The sequence below is a fragment of the Faecalibacterium hattorii genome, assembly GCF_003287455.1.
Lineage (GTDB): Bacteria > Bacillota > Clostridia > Oscillospirales > Ruminococcaceae > Faecalibacterium > Faecalibacterium hattorii.
This window is the reverse complement of the sequence record NZ_PRLC01000019.1, coordinates 21,917-40,031: the sequence shown is the minus strand read 5'-3', so window position 1 is coordinate 40,031 and position 18,115 is coordinate 21,917. Positions and strand designations below refer to the sequence as shown.

Genomic DNA, 18,115 nt, shown 5'->3' with positions numbered 1-18,115 from the left:
AAAGGAGGTACCCGTATGCTGTTTCAAACCACGTCGGCGCACGAAGAGCTGCGCGCGAAGATCCGGAGTTTTGCGGAGGAGGAGATCAAGCCCCTCGCATTTTTAATGGATCAGAACAATGAGTTTCCCGAGGAGGCTGTCAAGAAGCTGGGTAAGCTGGGCTGGATGGGCATTCCCTACCCCAAGGAGTACGGCGGTGCCGGTCTTGATGCTCTGAGCTACGCCATCGCGGTGGAGGAGCTGGCCCGTGTGGACGGCGGCACGGGCGTAATCCTCTCCGCCCACGTCTCCCTCGGCTCATGGCCCATTTTCGCCTATGGCACCGAGGAGCAGAAGAAGAAATATCTGGTTCCGCTGGCCAAGGGCGAGAAGATCGGCGCCTTCGGCCTTACGGAGACCAACGCCGGATCCGACGCCGGCGGCACGGAGACCACAGCGCTGGATAAGGGGGACTACTACCTCCTCAACGGCGGCAAGATCTTCATTACCAACGCCCCTAAGGCGGACACCTATGTGGTTTTCGCCGTCACCACGCCGGACATCGGCACCCGGGGCATCTCCGCTTTCATCGTGGAGAAGGGCTGGAAGGGCTTTGAGTTCGGCGACCACTATGACAAGATGGGTATTCGCTCCTCCTCCACGGCGGAGCTGATCTTCAACGACGTGAAGGTTCCCAAGGAAAACCTATTGGGCAAGGAGGGCGAGGGCTTCAAGATTGCCATGTCCACGCTGGACGGCGGACGCATCGGCATCGCCGCGCAGGCGCTGGGCATCGCCCAGGGCGCGTTTGAGCACGCGTTGAGCTATTCCAAGGAGCGTGTCCAGTTTGGCAAGCCCATCGCGGCCCAGCAGAGCATCGCCTTCAAGCTGGCGGATATGGCAACCAAGCTGCGCTGCGCCCGGTTCCTCATCTACTCCGCGGCGGAGCTGAAGGAGCAGCACGCGCCTTACGGTATGGAGTCCGCCATGGCGAAGATGTACGCCTCGGACATCGCGCTGGAGGTCACCAACGATGCCTTGCAGATCCACGGCGGCAGCGGCTACCTCAAGGGCATGGAGGTGGAACGGGCCTACCGCGACGCCAAGATCACCACCCTCTACGAGGGCACTAACGAGATCCAGCGGGTGGTCATCGCCTCTCATCTGTTGGGCAGACTGGGCAAGAGCTCCGGCGGCGAGAGCCGTTCGGCGGCCAAGAAACCCGCGCCCATCACCGGCATTCGCAAAAAGACTATCTTCCGGGAGGGGGATGCTGCCCAGCAGGTGGCCGACCTTGTGGCGGCGCTGAAGAAGGATGGTCACGACTTCTCCGTGGGCATCCCTATGGATACGCCCATCCCGCAGGCGGAGCGGGTGGTCTCCGCGGGCAAGGGCATCGGGGAGAAAAAGAACATGAAACTGGTAGAGTCGCTGGCCAAGGCCGCCGGCGCGGCCATCGGTTCTTCCCGCCCTGTGGCGGAGACTCTCAAATATCTGCCGCTGAACCGCTATGTGGGTATGTCCGGTCAGAAGTTCACCGGCAATCTGTACATCGCCTGCGGCATCTCCGGCGCATCCCAGCACCTTAAGGGCATCAAGGACGCCTCCACCATCGTGGCCATCAATAAGAACGGTAACGCGCCTATCTTCAAGAACTGCGACTACGGCATCGTGGGCGATGTGGAGGAGATCCTGCCCCTGCTCACTGCCGCGCTGGATAGCGGCGAAAAGCTGCCCGCGCCGCCCATGGTAAAGATGAAGCGGCCCACGCCGCCGAAGCCCGCCCCCATCGGCGACCGCTACGTCTGCAGCGGCTGCGGCTACGAGTATGTGCCGGAGTTGGGCGACGAGGACGGCGAGATCGCGCCCGGTACGCTCTTTGAGCAGCTTCCCGCCGAGTGGGTGTGTCCCGAGTGCGCGGAGACGAAGGATCAATTTGTAAAGGCTTGAGGCCGTGAAGGAGGCAAGATAAGATGTATTGTGTGCGTAAAGTAACGAACGACCTCTACTGGGTGGGCGCCAACGACCATCGCCTGGCCCTGTTTGAAAACTGCTTTCCCATTCCCCGGGGCGTAAGCTACAACGCCTACTGCCTGCTGGATGAAAAGACGGTGCTCTTTGACACGGTGGACTGGTCTGCCTGCCGCCAGCTTTTGGAAAATCTGGCGTATGTGCTGGATGGCCGCGAGCTGGACTACCTGCTGGTCAACCATCTGGAGCCGGATCACGCCGCCTGCATCGAGGAGATCCTGCTGCGCCATCCCAAGGTGAAATTGATCTCCAACGAGAAGGCATTCATGCTCATGCGGCAGTTCGGCTTCCATGTGGACGGACATGAGTGCATCGAGGTGAAGGAGGGCGACACCTTCTCCTTCGGCAAGCACACCGTCACCTTTGTGGGCGCGCCTATGGTTCACTGGCCGGAGGCCATGGTGACCCTCGACGTCACCGACGGCGTCCTCTTTTCCGCCGACGCCTTCGGCACCTTCGGCGCGCTGGACGGCAAGCTGTTCGCCGACGAGGTGGACTTCGAGCGGGACTGGCTGGACGACGCCCGTCGCTACCTTACCAACATCGTGGGCAAGTACGGCCCCCACATCCAGCTCCTGCTGAAAAAGGCCGGCGGCGTTTTGGATCAGATCAAGTACATCTGCCCGCTCCACGGCCCCGTGTGGCGCAAGGATCTGGGCTGGTTCATTGAAAAGTACGACACATGGAGCCGCTATGCCCCTGAGACCCAGGGCGTGCTCATCGTCTACGCCTCTATGTACGGCAACACGGAGAACGCGGCGCAGGCGCTGGCGACGTCGCTCTGCGATAAGGGCATGAGCAAGGTGGCGATGTACGATGTGTCCTCCACTCATGTCTCCCAGCTGATCTCCGAGGCGTTTAAGTACAGTCACATTGTCCTGGCCTCTGTGACCTACAACCTCGGCATCTACCCTGCCATGCATGACTTCCTCATGGATATGAAGGCACTGAATCTGCAAAACCGCACCTTTGCCATCATTGAAAACGGCTCATGGGCGGTGAAGTCCGGTGACCTCATGCAGAAATTCGTCAACAATGAGCTTAAGAACATGACGGTGCTCAACGAGCGGCTCAGCCTCGCCTCGTCCATGGGCACGGACAAGCGCACTGAGCTGGAAGCACTGGCGGACGCCATTCTGGAATCTATGAAGTAACTGGCAGGAAAGCCAAAACCAAGACAACAGACAACAAACAGCCCTGCCGCGTCGGCTGCAGAAAAACCGGCTTTCAAAAACAGAGCGGGCAAGCGTGATACTGCGCTTGCCCGCTCTTTGCCCAAAAGGACATGAGAAGTGACCGGAGAAGATGAGAGGATCGAAATGGAGATCAGAAAACGAAACGGGGAGTCTGTTCCCTTTCAACAGGAGAAAATTTTCAACGCCATGAAAAAGGCGTTTGACGGACAGGGCAAGGAGATCGGGAGCAGAGAGATGGATGAGATCCTCGCCACCGTTCTCAACAATCTCTCCGTCACAGTGCCGCTCACCGTAGAACGTGTGCAGGACGAGGTGGAGCGAACGCTCATGGAGCGCGGACACTATGAGGTGGCCAAGGCGTACATCCTCTACCGCGAAAAGCGGTCTGCGCTGCGCCGTGTCCGGCATACCATCGCGCGGACGGTGGGGGATGACTCGCTTGACGAGGTGCTGCGCCGCATCCAGATGGATTTTACCGAGGAAGTCTACTCCCTCGCGGCGCTTCAAATGAAGTTTGAGAGTTTCTGTCGCCTGGGCATGACGGAGGATGAGCGGGCTGAGGCACTGACCAAGGCGGCGGTAGAGCTGACTACGGCAGAGGCACCCAAGTGGGAGTTCATCGCGGCGCGGCTTCTGAACCACTCCTTTCGCTGTCGCAACGCACAGGAATGGGAGGGGCGTGGCGTCGGCGACCTCTATGGCAAGCTTCGCTATCTGACGGATAAGGGACTCTACGGTGACTATATCCTTGCCCACTATACCCACGAGGAGATTGCCATGGCGGAGGACTTTCTCTGCCCGGAACGGGACGAGCTGTTCACCTATTCCGGCCTTGACCTGCTGCTCAAACGCTATGTGATCCAGTCACGCAGCCGCGTGCCGCTGGAAACACCGCAGGAGATGTTTTTGGGTATCGCGCTGCATCTTGCTATGAACGAAGGCTCTGATCGCATGGGGTGGGTAAAACGCTTTTACGATATGCTCAGCCGTATGGAGGTCACAATGGCGACACCTACCATGTCCAACGCACGAAAGCCCTACCATCAGCTTTCAAGCTGCTTTGTGGACACTGTGCCGGACAGTCTGGACGGCATCTACCGCTCGCTGGACAACTTCGCAAAGGTCTCTAAATTCGGCGGTGGAATGGGGATGTACTTCGGTAAGGTGCGCGCTGCAGGCAGCACCATCCGCGGCTTTCAAGGGGCGGCGGGCGGTGTTATCCGCTGGATCCGGCTGGTCAACGACACCGCCGTGGCGGTGGATCAGTTGGGGATGCGGCAGGGCGCTGTGGCGGTTTACTTAGACGCATGGCACCGGGACCTGCCGGAATTCCTTCAACTGCGCACCAACAACGGCGACGACCGCATGAAGGCACATGATGTATTTCCCGCCGTGTGCTATCCGGATCTCTTCTGGCGACTGGCGGAGGAGAACATAGACGCGCCGTGGCATCTCATGTGTCCGCATGAGATCCTCACGGTCAAGGGCTACGCACTGGAGGATTACTGGGGTACAGAATGGGAGAAGCGGTATCTGGACTGCGTCAATGACCCGCGCATCGAAAAGCGCAGCGTCACCGTCAAGGACATCGTGCGGCTGGTGCTTCGCTCGGCAGTGGAGACCGGCACGCCCTTCGCTTTCAATCGCGACAGTGTAAATCATATGAATCCAAACGGCCACACGGGAATGATCTATTGCTCCAATCTCTGTACGGAGATCGCGCAGAACATGGCGCCCATCGAGCACATCAGCACTGAGGTGCACACTGAGAACGGCGACACAATAGTGGTGACGGCCACACGCCCAGGTGAGTTTGTGGTCTGCAATCTGGCGAGTCTGTCTCTCGGTAATCTGCCGGTGGAGGACGAGGCCTATATGGAACGCACGGTGGAAACGGCCATCCGCGCACTGGATAATGTGATCGACCTCAACTTCTACCCGTTGGAATACGCGCGGCTTACCAATCAGAAGTACCGCAGCATCGGCCTGGGCGTCAGCGGCTACCACCACATGCTGGCAAAGCGCGGCATCCACTGGGAGAGCGATGAGCACCTTGCCTTCACCGACGCAGTGTTCGAGCTCATCAACTACGCCGCCGTCAAGGCGGACACAGCACTGGCACGGGAAAAGGGTCGTTACGCGCTCTTTGAGGGCAGCGACTGGCAGACGGGCGCGTATTTTGAAAAGCGGGGTTATACCTCCGAAAAGTGGCGGGCGCTTGCGAAAACGGTGGCGGTGCAGGGAATGCGCAACGCCTATCTGCTGGCGGTCGCACCGACCTCCAGCACATCTATCCTCTCCGGCACGTCGGCGGGCATAGATCCAATTATGAAGAAATTCTTTTTAGAGGAAAAAAAGGGCAGCATGCTGCCCCGCGTTGCTCCGGAGCTTTCTATGGACACATGGTGGTACTATAAGGCAGCGCATCTGATCGACCAAAGCTGGTCGGTACGCGCCGCGGGCCTTCGCCAGAGACATATTGACCAGGCGCAGAGCATGAATCTCTATATCACCAACGACTATTCCATGCGTCAGGTGCTCAGACTGTATTTGGAGGCGTGGAGGGCCGGCGTCAAGACCATTTACTATGTCCGCAGCAAGGCCCTTGAGGTCGAGACCTGCGAAAGCTGCTCGTCATAAGGAGGATAGCATGACGGAACTGAAGAAAAAGCCCCTCTTTAACCCGGAGGGCGACCCTGATGTGCGCCTGCGGCGCATGATCGGCGGCAATACCACAAACCTCAACGACTTCAACAATATGAAGTACGCTTGGGTCAGCGACTGGTACCGGCAGGCCATGAACAACTTCTGGATCCCTGAGGAGATCAATCTCTCGCAGGATGTGAAGGACTATCCCCGCCTGCTGTCAACCGAGCGCAGCGCCTACGATAAAATTCTGAGTTTTCTCGTCTTTTTGGATTCCATTCAGACAGCGAACCTGCCTAATATCGGCGCCTACATTACCGCCAACGAGGTCAATCTCTGCCTGTCCATTCAGGCGTTTCAGGAGTGTGTCCACTCACAGAGCTACAGCTATATGCTCGATACCATCTGTTCCCCCGTGGAGCGCAATGACATCCTCTACCAATGGAAAACGGACGAGCATCTGCTGCGCCGCAACACCTTCATTGGGGACTGCTACAACGCGTTTCAGGAGCGGAAGGACGCTCCCACGCTGCTGCGCGTGATGATGGCAAACTATATTTTGGAGGGCATCTATTTTTACAGCGGCTTTATGTTCTTCTACAATCTCTCCCGAAACGGGAAGATGCCCGGCTCGGCGCAGGAGATTCGCTACATAAACCGCGATGAGAACACGCACTTGTGGCTGTTCCGCAATATCATCACGGAGCTGCAAAAGGAGCAGCCGGAGTTGTTCACCGCCGAGAGCGTACAAGCGCTGCGCGAGATGATGCGTGAGGGCGTGGAGCAGGAGATCGCATGGGGGCATTATGTAATCGGCGACGACATCCCGGGGCTGAACCGGCAGATGATCAGCGATTACATCCGCTATCTCGGCAACCTCCGCTGGACGAGCCTTGGCTATCCCGCATTGTATCCAGGCTTTGAGAGCGAACCGGAGAGCATGGAATGGGTCAGCCAGTACGCCGACGCCAACATGGTCAAGACCGATTTCTTTGAGGCACGCAGTACCGCCTACGCCAAGAGCACCGCACTGATAGACGATTTATAAGAAAACCAAAGACATCAGAATAGGAGATATTACTATGAATTACAGCGCTATGATTCAAAATCGCAGATCCGTTCACGCATTCCGCGAAAAGGAAGTTCCGAGCGAGGCTATCGGCCAGCTCAGATCCTACTATGAAAAGACCTGCCCCCGTCTTGTCCCGGAGATTGCAACGGAGTTGATCGTCTTGGACAAGGATGCACAGCCGGCGCTGGAGAGCTCAGCGGGCTATAATCAATTTCTCATCGGAGCACCGCACTACCTGCTCCTTATGTCTGCCCCGCATTCCTATGCGGCCATTAACGCCGGCTACATGATGGAAGATCTCGTCCTCAAGCTGACTGAGTTGGACATTGACACCTGCTGGATGACCTTCACCGACAGCGACAAAATCAAAAAGGCACTGTCTCTCGCCACCCCGTTAGAGGTGGCGGCAATCGTTGCCTTTGGCTACGGGGAAAAGACCGCAAAAAAGCTGCGGCTGAATATCCTAAGTATGTCTCAGATCGATGTGCGGGCCGAGCAGCAGTACTACGCGCCCAAAAAGGGCGTGCACGATTTGGTTCACATGGGGAGCTGGAGCAACAAGTCTGGGCTTGACGAGATGATGGACTTCTACGACGATATGCTCTGGCAGTCCGTCTACGCCGCTTCGCTCTCCCCCAGCTATCTCAACCGTCAGCCCTATGGCTTCCTTGTGCAGGACCACAGCATCTATTTGGTGCAGCAGGAGGATGCCTACACCGATAATTTGGATGCCGCATTGGATCTCGGTATTGTCATGCTCCACTTCTCCGCTGTCGCCTCCCAGTGGGCGGGGCAGGTACGCTGGGAACTTTCACCTGCTGCGCCCGACGGCCTGCCGGAAGGACTTCGCCCCGCTGCGGTGTACCACATGTAACGACTCTGGGGGGAAGCAAGGCAACGGTGAAATGCGCGACCGTCGATCCGCGGTTGAGCGTATGTTTCGTTAGAAAAGAAGAACCTATCAGTCAGAGTCTGAGTAAGGAAAATAGGAGGTATATTTTATATGGCTATCCAAACGGTAACAGATGCCATCCGCTATGTAGGGGTGGATGATAACACATTGGCACTCTTTGAAAACCAGTACCCCGTCCAGCCTATGGGAGTGAGCTACAACTCCTATGTCATTCTGGATGAGAAGATTGCCGTGATAGACAGCGTGGACGCACGGGCAACGGAAGAATGGCTTTCCAATGTGGCACGGGTGTTGGAGGGGCGCAGGCCCGACTATCTTGTGGTCACACACATGGAGCCGGATCATTCCGGCAGTCTCATGCGGCTGGCACAAAAGTACCCGGAGATGAAGATCGTGGGAAACGCGAAAACATTTACCCTGATCAAGCAGTTCTTCGGCACAGGTGCATTGTCGGAAGACCGTATGCTGGAGGTTGGCGAAAGAGATACGCTTTCCTTGGGTTTGCACCGGCTGCGCTTTCTGCTGGCGCCGATGGTACACTGGCCGGAGGTGATGACGGCGTATGAGGAAACGGAAAAAATCCTGTTCTCGGCGGATGCCTTCGGACGCTTTGGCTCACTGGAACGGACTGCCCGTGCCCCCTGGGTGCCGCAGGCCCGACGGTATTATTACAATATTATCGGGAAATATGGCGCACAGGTGCAGGCGCTGCTGAAAAAAATCTCCGCACTGGAGATCAAAACAATCTGCCCGCTCCACGGTCCCGTGCTTACAGAAGGGCTGGAGGAGTGTCTGCGGTTCTATGATCTCTGGTCACAATGGGAACCAGAAGAATCGGAGAGCATACTGATTGCCCACGCATCCATCCATGGAAATACTGCCCATGCGGCGAAGACCCTCAAGGGTAAATTAGAGAAAAAAGGCGTACAGGTCAACATATGTGATCTCACTGTGACAGATCTTTCCTACGCTGTTGCCAGTGCGTTCTACTGCGGGAAGTTGGTTTTAGCCAGCGCCACCTATGACGGAGGACTGTTTCCGCCCATGAGGGAGTTTTTGGAACATTTACGGACAAAGGGATTCCGAAACCGCCGGGTTGGCCTTATTGAAGACGGCTCTTGGGCACCTGATGCCGCGCGGCTGATGCGCACCAAATTGGAGGAGATGAAGGATATCCACCTTTACGAAACGGTAGTGTCTCTGCGTGGTGCATTGAACCAAACCAGCGAAGCGCAGATGGACGCTCTGGTGGCTGAGCTCTGCGCAGAATAAGCTGCAACAAACCGCAGCTATTTTCGTACAGATGATGGTCTTACTCATCTGCTTTATGTCCCAAGGGCAGAGTACCGTCATCTCAGGATGAGGTCACAATGTGGTGTGGGGCGAGACTGGAGTCTTGAGAATACCCAAACAAAGGAAAGGAGCTGACAGATATGGCAGCTATGAATATGAATCAGGAGCAGTTTAAGCAGTTGATCCGGGAGGAAAAGCCTGTTTTGGTAGATTTCTGGGCGCCCTGGTGCAGCTATTGCCGGAGGATCGGCCCTGCGTATGAGAAGATTGGAGAGGAATACGCGGACAGCCTTGCTGTCGGCAAGATCAATATTGACGAGGAGCCGCAGCTGGCGGGGGCCGAGGGGATCGAGGACATCCCAACTCTGGTGCTGTACCGGAACGGAAAGGCCGTGGATTCCATCATCGCGCCCGGCTCAAAGGCAGAAATCGACCGTTTCATTCAGGAAGCCTTGGCGAAATAACGGAGGGTTCAGATATGAACAACAATCATGTTTATGATATGCTCGTGGTGGGCGGCGGACCGGGCGGCTACACCGCTGCCCTGTACGCGGCACGGGCGGGGCTGGACACCATCGTGCTGGAAAAACTGTCCGCCGGTGGGCAGATGGCCCTGACCGAGCAGATCGACAACTACCCCGGCTTTGAGAACGGGATCGACGGCTTCTCTCTGGCGGAGAATATGCAAAAGCAGGCGGAGCGTTTTGGGGCACGCAGCGAATACGCGGAAGTTCTCCGCATGGATCTGACGGCGGTTCCCAAGCTCGTGGAGACCAGCGAGGGGATCTTCCGGGGGAAAACCGTGGTGCTGGCCACCGGCGCAGACCCCAGAACGCTGGGCGTTGCCGGAGAGACGGAGCTGTTGGGCCGGGGCGTGGCCTACTGCGCCGCCTGCGACGGGATGTTTTACAAGGGCAAAACGGTGGTCGTGGTGGGCGGCGGCAATTCCGCCGCGGCAGATGCCCTCCTTCTCAGCCGCGTGGCGAAAAAAGTGATCCTCGTCCACCGCAGAGACACCCTGCGGGCCACCAAGATCTATCACGAGCCGCTGGCACAGGCCGAAAACGTGGAATTCCGTTGGAACAGCGTCGTTTCCGCGTTGCTTTCCGGGGACAGGCTGACCGGCGTCCGCCTGCGGGACACCGTCACCGGTGAGGAAAGCGTGGTGGACTGCGACGGCGTATTTGTCAGCGTGGGCCGACAGCCCGCCACGGCGCTGGCGGTGGGTCAACTGGCGCTGGACGGCGGCGGCTATATCGTGGCCGGAGAGACCACGGAAACCAGTATTCCCGGCGTATACGCCGTGGGCGACGTGAGGACGAAGCCCCTCCGTCAGGTGGTCACCGCCGTGGCGGACGGCGCGGTGGCAGTCCACATGGCGGAGAAATATATCGCGGAAAACCGATAAGGGAGGTAGATTGAAAAAGCCATGTTTAAGGTCAGGCCGGATACGACCGCAGTGGGGATGCCGACATATCTGCAAGGCAAACTGCCAGAATGATGGCAGATAAGATAACCCATGTAAGATCGGGAGATATGTTGTCTCTCCATATCCAGTCCACACAACAGTGAGCAACTGAACACAAAGCACAGCCACAGATGTACTCTGCGGCTGTGCTTTTATGCGTAGTATTACCGCGTGACAAGCGGTTTTACTGTGACGGCGGCACATAATTTGAAAAAATCGGCTTCGAGGCAGCTTTTGGAGCACAAGCCCTTTGTGGTTGTTGACAGAGAAAAAAATATAGGTATAATAAAAGCAAAATAATAAGGTTCATTCTTGCATTTGGAGAATTGGCGGTATGCCAAAATACGCAGAGGAGATATTGGCCGCCGTAACGGAGCTGCAGCAGCATCCCAAGGCGGAGCAGGTGTTCCTGGAGATGAAAAAAGGGAGCATCCCAGCATCGCTCTGGGTACGGTATATCTGCCCCCATGCCGGGAGCAGGAAAAGACAATCTTATGGAGGAGAAGTATCATGAACGCTAACGTATCTCTTCTGCTCAACGAGCAGATCAATAAGGAGTTCTACTCCGCCTATCTGTATCTGGACTTTGCCAACTACTACGCCGCCGTCGGACTGGACGGCTTTGAGAACTGGTACCGGGTACAGGCGCAGGAGGAACGGGATCACGCCATGCTGTTTTGTCAGTATTTGCAGAATAACGGCGAGGGCGTCACCTTTGAGGCTATCGCAAAGCCGGAGTGGGAACGAGGCGACCACACGGCCCCGCTGAAAAGAGCACTGGAACACGAGATGCTGGTCACCGCCAGCATCAATGCCATCTACGCCGCCGCATACGAGGTCAGGGACTTCCGCACCATGCAGATGCTGGACTGGTTCATCAAGGAACAGGGTGAGGAGGAGAAGAACGCCGCTGACCTCATTACCAAGATGGATCTGTTCGGCGGTGACAGCAAGGGGCTGTATATGCTAAACAGCGAGCTGAAGGCACGGGTCTACACCGCGCCCTCGCTGGTGCTGTAAGCCCCGCGTGTCTGCGGGCTTTCGCATCAGGCAAAAGGCAGACTACATACAGGTGGCCTGCCTTTTCTTCTACCAGATGATTAGAGTTGACTAACTATGTATAAAACAGAAAGGACTTCAGAACTTGAACAAGGAAAAGGAGATCGAAACCGTTACCCTCATGGTGCGCCGGTATTGTTGTGGCGTGCATGGGACAAGGGGCGAGGCGCTTTGTCCGGCGTGCAATGCACTGCTGGAATACGCCAGAGAGCGGCGGGACAGATGCCTGCACGGGAAAATTTAGTGGCACTTTGAATCCTTTCCGAGAGGCACAATGGCGTTTCTTACTACAACTGCATCGGCACTGTCTCTTTTCTCACAGCTGTTTATGCTTCTGTCCCGGATGGCGAAGCTGTTCGGCGTGTTTGCGTAAGGAAGGAGGCGGCTCATGCAGAGTATAATAAATAAGCAGCGCCCGCCGGGAGATCTCCCGGCGGGCGCTGCTGTGTTCAGAGGAACGTTATTTTTCTTGCCTTACTTTGCGGCATCCACCAGCACACCAACGTAGCCGGCAGTATCCACCAGCGTGGCACCGGAAACGGCGTCCACAGCCTTTTCATCTTTGCTCAGAGCCTCGGCGTCGGCAATGCTCATGCCGTTCACGTGGTTCTGGATGGCGTCGTAGTTGGCATCCAGCGAAACGGTGGAACCAGCCTTTTCGGCCATCATCTTGCTGTAGTAATCGGCGTTGACCCGCTTGGACATCAGCACCTTGCCCTCGGCGTAGCCTGCGCCGAAGTCAGAATCGGAGTTGGGCACACCGACGACCCCGGCGTCCGAACCGGCAAACTGGAACTCGTCAATGTAGCTCAGCACGATGGTGTCCCCGGCGGTGGCGACAGCGCCGGAGGTGAAGCACTTGGTGCCGTGTGCGGCCCCATAGACCACATTCAGCTTCAGGTCCTCGGAGCTGCCGTTGAACTCCACGGCCTGCGTGGTCTGGGCGTTTTTGGCTGCATCCACGATGGCAGAGAGATAACCGGCGGTATCCACCAGCGTTGCGCCGGAGACGGCGTCCACAGCCTCGGCACCCTTGGCGGCTACATCCTCCAGCTCGGAGATGGTCTTGCCGACGGCAAAGTTCTGGATGGCGTCGAAGTTTGCATCCAGAGCGACCGTGGAGCCGCCCTTTTCAGCCATCATCTTGCTGTAATAATCGGCGTTGGCCCGCTTGGACATCAGCACCTTGCCCTCGGCGTAGCCTGCGGCAAAGTCGGAGTCGGAGTTGGGCACAGCGGTCACGCCTGCATCGGCGCTGGTGAACTGGAAATCGTCGAGGTAGGCGGCGAGGATGACGTCATTCTTCACCACAGCCACCGCTTCGGTGAAGCACTTGGTGCCGTGGGCGGCAGCATAGGCCTGACCGATCTGGATGCCGCCTTCCACCGGGACGATGGCGGCGGGCTCAGCGGGGGCTGCGGCAGCAGAGTCGGCGGGGGCTTCTTCGGCCAGCTCCACACCCAGTGCGGCGGCAACGGCCTTCCGGACGGCCTTGGTGGTCACCGTGGCACCGGCAACGCCGTCGATGGCGGGGCCGTTGGCGGCCACGACCTGCTTGGACAGCTCTTCCAGTGCAGCGCCGCCGATGCTCTCGGTCTCCTGTGCGCCTTCCAGCTTGCAGTCGGTAACGGTGCCGTTGGCATCCACGGTCAGGGTGGCGGTGACAGCACCGCCAAAGCCTTCGGCAGAGCCGGTCTTAGTCACACCAGCGGCGGTGGAGCTGCTGCCGCCGCCGCACGCGGCCAGAGAAACGCCAACAACGAGGCTCATGGCCACGGCAGCGCTCAGTTTGCGGATGATCTCCTGTTTCATGGGTCTTTCCTCCAGAGAAAAATCGGTTTGTGTTCGGTCCCCAGAAAAGGTCATATCTTTTCAGGGATGTTTACAAAAGATAACATATTTTGTGAGGTGCTGTCAAGAGATTTTAGCACATACTTCGTGAAGAATGATAAATTGGTGTCAATTTGTGACGCTGACGGTATACGAAGCGAACGAACGGTCTACGCTGTTAGTAATTCCTGAATGGAAACCAAGTAAGCAGTTTTGCCACTTTCAGCCCCAGTTAGTACTTCAATATTACTATGTTTTGGAAATCGGCACAACCATATAACCGTCTTTGATGAAACTATTTTTGTTTCATCGGTGACATTGTACCAGCAAGCAGTGCAGACGTATATACATCTGCTTATTTTGCGTTGCAAAACGCTTGTTGGGGAATGCCCCAAGCCCCTTTAATCTGCATTTTCCAATGCAGGCTGCGCATCCCTTCGGGACGCTTTTTACCCGGTGATGTGCTCTGGGTCGTTCAAAACTTGCATGAGGTGAGAAGCGGCTTCTGCAAGAGAATCGTACTTCATCTGTTCAGGAACAGGCGCATCCAGAAGCGTAATGCCCCATTTCTGCATACATTCCGCAAGCTCCTTCTGCGCCAGCAGTGCAGCCTCCCGGCGCATTTCCGGGGAAGTGTTTCTGTCCAGAACGTAGGCAGTATTAAATCTGCCGTTGCGATCTTCCGTCAACTGCACCATGGAGTAGTGTTCCTCCCAGTAGTGGCAGTACCAGACTCTGCCGCCGATGTTCGCCATGTCATGATGCAATTCTTCTTCGCTGCTCCATTGTGGAGTTTCGGACAAAATGCGCTCCAGTTCCGAAAGAGCCTGCTGTTCTTCGTCCGATAACTTCTGACGGTGACATTCACGGTATAGGTCGTTCTGCCAATACGGACTCAGCTTTCCATTCCGGGCATCTTCCATTGCTTCTTCGATATTGGGTAGGATTGTCATGTCGTTCACCTCAAACACTCACTGTTAGCGTTATATGCACGCTTATAGTGTTGATTATAGACTATTTGTGGGCAAAAAGAAAGAGCGTCAGCACGTTTGCTGGCGTTCTTTGACATAGGTGTTATTTTGTAATATAGGGAATGTTGTCGGTGTATGCATTCAGAATGTCAATGGCAGCTTTCTTCTGCCCCGGTGTGAGCTGGCTCAGCTTTCTGCTCAGTTCGTCATCTGCCACATGGGATGCGGATGGAACGGAATCCCGAATAAGCACATCAGCAGATACGTCCAACACCTCTACGATTCGGATAAAGGTTTCCAGTTTGGGGATTTTTACTCCGCGCTCTAAATCTCCAACATAATTTGCCGATAAATCGACCCGTTCTGCAAACTGTTCAATCGTCCAGCCTTTTTCCCTGCGCTGTTCTCGTATTCGTTGACCCAAAAGCGTATTCATAGCGACCTCACATTCTGTTTGTGTTTATTACACACCAATAGCATACCTGTCGCATTTTTTGTTATACACAATCAATCAGCATTTATTCAACGCCAATCGGGTGCTTTTAAGACGGAAAATTTTTGTGCGTATCTTTGGTCAAAAAGGCAATGGTCTTTTGAGACAGCACATGGTACAATAACAAGCGTTGTGTCGTTTGCACATGACCGAAGATAAAAGATAGGAGCTGCTGAACGTGGATACGATCTATCTGCTGCCCGGTGAGGAACGCTGCGTTGATTTTCGAGATGCCAATGGAGTCCCGAAGGTACACTACACTTACTGTTCCATCCGTGGCAAACTTTTCAACTGCACCTGCTGCACAAAGGACGAAGCCCAGCGGCTGTGTGAAGATTGGCTTATAAAACAGGACCGCTGCTACATAAACTAAAAAAGCCGCCGAGGACGCTTCCCAAGTAGGAAAGCTCCTCGGCGGTATTCGTTTATCGGATGTGCTGCGGCCTGAGAACGGCCTTATTCAGTTGTACCGGGAGCCTCATTCTTCATCACCCTTTCCATCGGCCTTTTCATCCAGCACATCTGCTCTCGGCTACGCCGCTGGGGGGCACGGGCATCTGGCTCAGCGTCCCGATCGGCTGGGCGCTGGCGGACGCCATCGGCATCTGGTATTACCTCAAAACCAAAACGGCATAACGAAATAGCCGGGAGGCGTTCCAAAAGCGGAAGCCTCCCGGCTGTGTTTTTTGTAAGTTGTGTGCTCTGTCCGGTTACTTGAGCAGGGCGCTGTGGTCTGTGCCGTCAATGGTCAATGCCGCGCGGAGGCCGGTGTGGGTCCAGACGACGGCCGTTTCATCGGGGGCGTTGGGTTCAGCCGCCAGCAGGGCGTCCACCGAGACCGTGGTGGAGCGGGAGAGCAGGGTGGTGAACACAAGGGTCTTCACGCCCTGCGCCTTCAGGGTGCGGACCATGCCCAGCGTCAGGTGGGCCGAGGTCACGATGCCGTTGGCGCGGATGGTCAGGGTCGTGCCGTTCTGGGTGCAGGTGTGGGTGATCTGCTTGCCCAGAACGTTGGTGACATACAGCCCCTCCACCGTGACCGGGCGCTCCACTTCCACCGAGCCGGTGGAAGGTGCTTCTGCCGCTTCCGTTTCGGTGGGCGCTTGCTCGCGTACAACATCACCGGGCTGGGAAACGTCGTCGCCCTTCGCATTGCGGCGGGTGATGGTCGTGCCCACCTGCAAACCGGAGAACTGCGTTTCGCCGTTGATCGAATCGCCAATGGCCACATCGCCGCCGCCAGTGGCGTTGATTGTTACCTTGCCTTCAATGGTAATATCAGACTTTACCTCAGTAGCACCGTCAGCAACGCTGCCGCTGCCGATGGCCGCAGCACCGGCGAGCTCGTCATTCAGAACGCCGCCGCCTGTAGCAGTAATGTTAGGAGAACCAGCTTCGGTGCTCTTGATGGAAACTTTGTTTCTGGTATCCTTGGTGTCTGGTTTTGTTTCTGCGCCGCCACCGATACCGGCAGCACCAGCGCCGCCCTGTGCATTTTCGATGGTGACATTGCCCTCGATGGTCACGTCACCAGTGCCAAGAGCACCGCCGCCGATACCGGCACCTTCTTCACCGCCGGTGGCGTTTCCGATTTGAGCGTTGCCTCTAATGATTACATTGCCGATGCCAATGAAACCGCCACCAATGCCGGAACCACCAGAGCCACTTTTTGCATTTTCGATTCTAGCGTTTCCTTCGATGGTCACATTGCCGACAGAGGGAACGGGGGCACCATAACTAGTTGTGCCTTGGCCGCTGCCGATGCCAGCGCCGGTTCCGCTACTTTCCGCATTTTCAATGACTGCATCACCTCTGATGAGGATATTGCTGTCACCACGGGTGCCACTGCCGATGCCGGCTCCAGCTTTACCGCCCTGTGCGTTTTTGATGACGGCATCACCTTCAATGGTCACTGTGCCCAGACCCTGAAAGCCGCTGCCGATGCCAGCAGCCATATAGCCACCAGAGGCTTCGGTGATGGTGCCGCCGCTGATGGTGACAGTGCCATTTCCTCCAATGAGGGTGCCAGATGGTTTCGCGCCATAACCGCCACCAATACCGGCACCATAGCGGCCCGTAGCCTTTGCGGTGATATCGCCGTCGGTAACTGTGACAGTACCATTGCCGTAGGCACCGCCGCCAATACCGGCACCCAGACGGCCGCCCGTAGCGGTGATCGTACCACCGGAAATTGTCACATCGCCGTCACCGCCGACGGCGTCCGTGTCACCGGCACCGCCGCCAATACCGGCAGCCCCATTACCACCCGTGGCAGTGATCTCACCACCCGTAATGGTCACTTGGCCGTCGTGTTCGTCACTGCCGCCGATACCGGCACCGTCGATACCACCGTTGGCGGTAAGTTTACCGTCGTTATTATTGTCCATAATGGTCAAAGTACCGCTGGTTTCCTTTCCCTCGGAATTTGTTTCTTTATTATGCTCCAGACCGGCATGACCAGAGCCGCTCGTTAGAGTATTATTACCGTTCAGCTCAATGTTCGTGTCGCCTTTGCCGGTAACGCTTACAGCGGCACCGCTTGATGCGTCGATATTGACATTTTTCAGCGTGACATCCACCGTCTTGCCTTCACCTGCTTCGATCGTTACCGTATTCGAAGACGCGGTACTTTCGCGGTTTGTAATAATAGTCTCCGTGGTCTCATCTTGTTTCTTCTCTCCCTGTTCGACATGGTTGCCGCTTGTACCAGCCGAAATCGAGATGTCACCATCTTCAATGTACCATGTATCCGCAAAGGCGGGGAGCGTCATCCCGACCACAAGGGCGGCGGTGAGGGCGAGGGCGGCGGCGCGCTTTGCGGTGGAGCGGCGGGCTGTTTTGACCGCAGAAACCGGGCTGTGCCCCAGAACACGCATGGCGAGTTTGCGATAAGAGATCATAAGTGGTACCTCCTTACAAAGTTTCAAATCCGGTAAAACATGGGCTTGTGCTTGTAAGAAAATTATACCACTCTCCGGGGGGGGGTGCAAGCAAAACTGCGTGAAAGGGGGGAGGATTGAAGGGGAAAACAGGGTTATCTATTACTTAATTCAATCTGTTTGTAATCTGCCGAACAACGGCAAAAGAAAAAAGCCGTCGTGGAGCAGAGGCAATTTCGTGCGCCTATTCCTATACAGCGGCTTTGAGAAAATCAAGGCCGCCGT

General features: G+C 56.4%; 15 protein-coding genes. 11 read left to right on the top strand and 4 right to left on the bottom strand.

Annotated features, from left to right (window positions below):
- Nucleotides 1-15: 15 nt before the first annotated feature.
- The 10 genes from C4N23_RS12115 to C4N23_RS14450 all read left to right on the top strand — a co-directional run bounded on the left by C4N23_RS12115 (nucleotide 16) and on the right by C4N23_RS14450 (nucleotide 11,901).
- Nucleotides 16-1,929, top strand: coding sequence for an acyl-CoA dehydrogenase family protein (locus C4N23_RS12115; protein WP_112146297.1), 1,914 nt, complete (start codon nucleotides 16-18; stop codon nucleotides 1,927-1,929).
- A gap of 23 nt (nucleotides 1,930-1,952) precedes the next feature.
- Complete coding sequence (locus C4N23_RS12110; RefSeq protein WP_005946385.1) at nucleotides 1,953-3,164, top strand: FprA family A-type flavoprotein; 1,212 nt, start codon at nucleotides 1,953-1,955, stop codon at nucleotides 3,162-3,164.
- Between the two features lie 165 nt (nucleotides 3,165-3,329).
- Nucleotides 3,330-5,846 (top strand): ribonucleoside-diphosphate reductase subunit alpha, encoded by a 2,517-nt coding sequence (locus C4N23_RS12105; protein WP_154266016.1) that lies wholly within the window; start codon nucleotides 3,330-3,332, stop codon nucleotides 5,844-5,846.
- Nucleotides 5,847-5,856: 10 nt separating this feature from the next.
- Nucleotides 5,857-6,900 carry a ribonucleotide-diphosphate reductase subunit beta gene (locus C4N23_RS12100; protein WP_112146295.1) on the top strand — a complete coding sequence of 348 codons (1,044 nt, stop codon included), beginning with the start codon at nucleotides 5,857-5,859 and terminating at the stop codon, nucleotides 6,898-6,900.
- 34 nt (nucleotides 6,901-6,934) lie between these two features.
- Complete coding sequence (locus tag C4N23_RS12095; protein ID WP_055185895.1) at nucleotides 6,935-7,798, top strand: nitroreductase family protein; 864 nt, start codon at nucleotides 6,935-6,937, stop codon at nucleotides 7,796-7,798.
- Nucleotides 7,799-7,927: 129 nt separating this feature from the next.
- Complete coding sequence (locus tag C4N23_RS12090) at nucleotides 7,928-9,109, top strand: FprA family A-type flavoprotein (RefSeq protein ID WP_112146293.1); 1,182 nt, start codon at nucleotides 7,928-7,930, stop codon at nucleotides 9,107-9,109.
- A 161-nt stretch (nucleotides 9,110-9,270) separates the two neighbouring features.
- Complete coding sequence (gene trxA / locus C4N23_RS12085; protein ID WP_112146291.1) at nucleotides 9,271-9,594, top strand: thioredoxin; 324 nt, start codon at nucleotides 9,271-9,273, stop codon at nucleotides 9,592-9,594.
- Between the two features lie 14 nt (nucleotides 9,595-9,608).
- Nucleotides 9,609-10,538 (top strand): thioredoxin-disulfide reductase, encoded by a 930-nt coding sequence (gene trxB, locus C4N23_RS12080; protein WP_015536766.1) that lies wholly within the window; start codon nucleotides 9,609-9,611, stop codon nucleotides 10,536-10,538.
- A gap of 570 nt (nucleotides 10,539-11,108) precedes the next feature.
- The gene (locus tag C4N23_RS12070) at nucleotides 11,109-11,618 is read left to right on the top strand and encodes a ferritin (protein WP_425349596.1); all 510 of its coding nucleotides are present in this window, start codon (nucleotides 11,109-11,111) and stop codon (nucleotides 11,616-11,618) included.
- Nucleotides 11,619-11,742: 124 nt separating this feature from the next.
- Nucleotides 11,743-11,901 (top strand): nitrous oxide-stimulated promoter family protein, encoded by a 159-nt coding sequence (locus C4N23_RS14450; protein ID WP_112146289.1) that lies wholly within the window; start codon nucleotides 11,743-11,745, stop codon nucleotides 11,899-11,901.
- Between the two features lie 230 nt (nucleotides 11,902-12,131).
- Here C4N23_RS14450 and C4N23_RS12060 read toward each other — a convergent pair whose 3' ends face one another.
- From C4N23_RS12060 to C4N23_RS12050, 3 genes are all read right to left on the bottom strand, one after another.
- Nucleotides 12,132-13,469 carry an FMN-binding protein gene (locus C4N23_RS12060; protein WP_112146287.1) on the bottom strand — a complete coding sequence of 446 codons (1,338 nt, stop codon included), beginning with the start codon at nucleotides 13,467-13,469 and terminating at the stop codon, nucleotides 12,132-12,134.
- Nucleotides 13,470-13,936: 467 nt separating this feature from the next.
- Nucleotides 13,937-14,440: a hypothetical protein gene (locus C4N23_RS12055; RefSeq protein WP_097839449.1), complete on the bottom strand. Its 504-nt coding sequence runs from the start codon at nucleotides 14,438-14,440 to the stop codon at nucleotides 13,937-13,939.
- Nucleotides 14,441-14,561: 121 nt separating this feature from the next.
- Nucleotides 14,562-14,894 (bottom strand): helix-turn-helix domain-containing protein, encoded by a 333-nt coding sequence (locus C4N23_RS12050; RefSeq protein WP_112146285.1) that lies wholly within the window; start codon nucleotides 14,892-14,894, stop codon nucleotides 14,562-14,564.
- Between the two features lie 235 nt (nucleotides 14,895-15,129).
- Between C4N23_RS12050 and C4N23_RS12045 the strand changes: the two genes are divergently transcribed.
- Nucleotides 15,130-15,324: a DUF3873 family protein gene (locus C4N23_RS12045; protein ID WP_044959886.1), complete on the top strand. Its 195-nt coding sequence runs from the start codon at nucleotides 15,130-15,132 to the stop codon at nucleotides 15,322-15,324.
- Between the two features lie 337 nt (nucleotides 15,325-15,661).
- Here the strand turns inward: C4N23_RS12045 and C4N23_RS12035 are convergent, their stop codons facing one another.
- Nucleotides 15,662-17,851: a hypothetical protein gene (locus C4N23_RS12035; RefSeq protein ID WP_112146281.1), complete on the bottom strand. Its 2,190-nt coding sequence runs from the start codon at nucleotides 17,849-17,851 to the stop codon at nucleotides 15,662-15,664.
- Nucleotides 17,852-18,115: the final 264 nt, after the last annotated feature.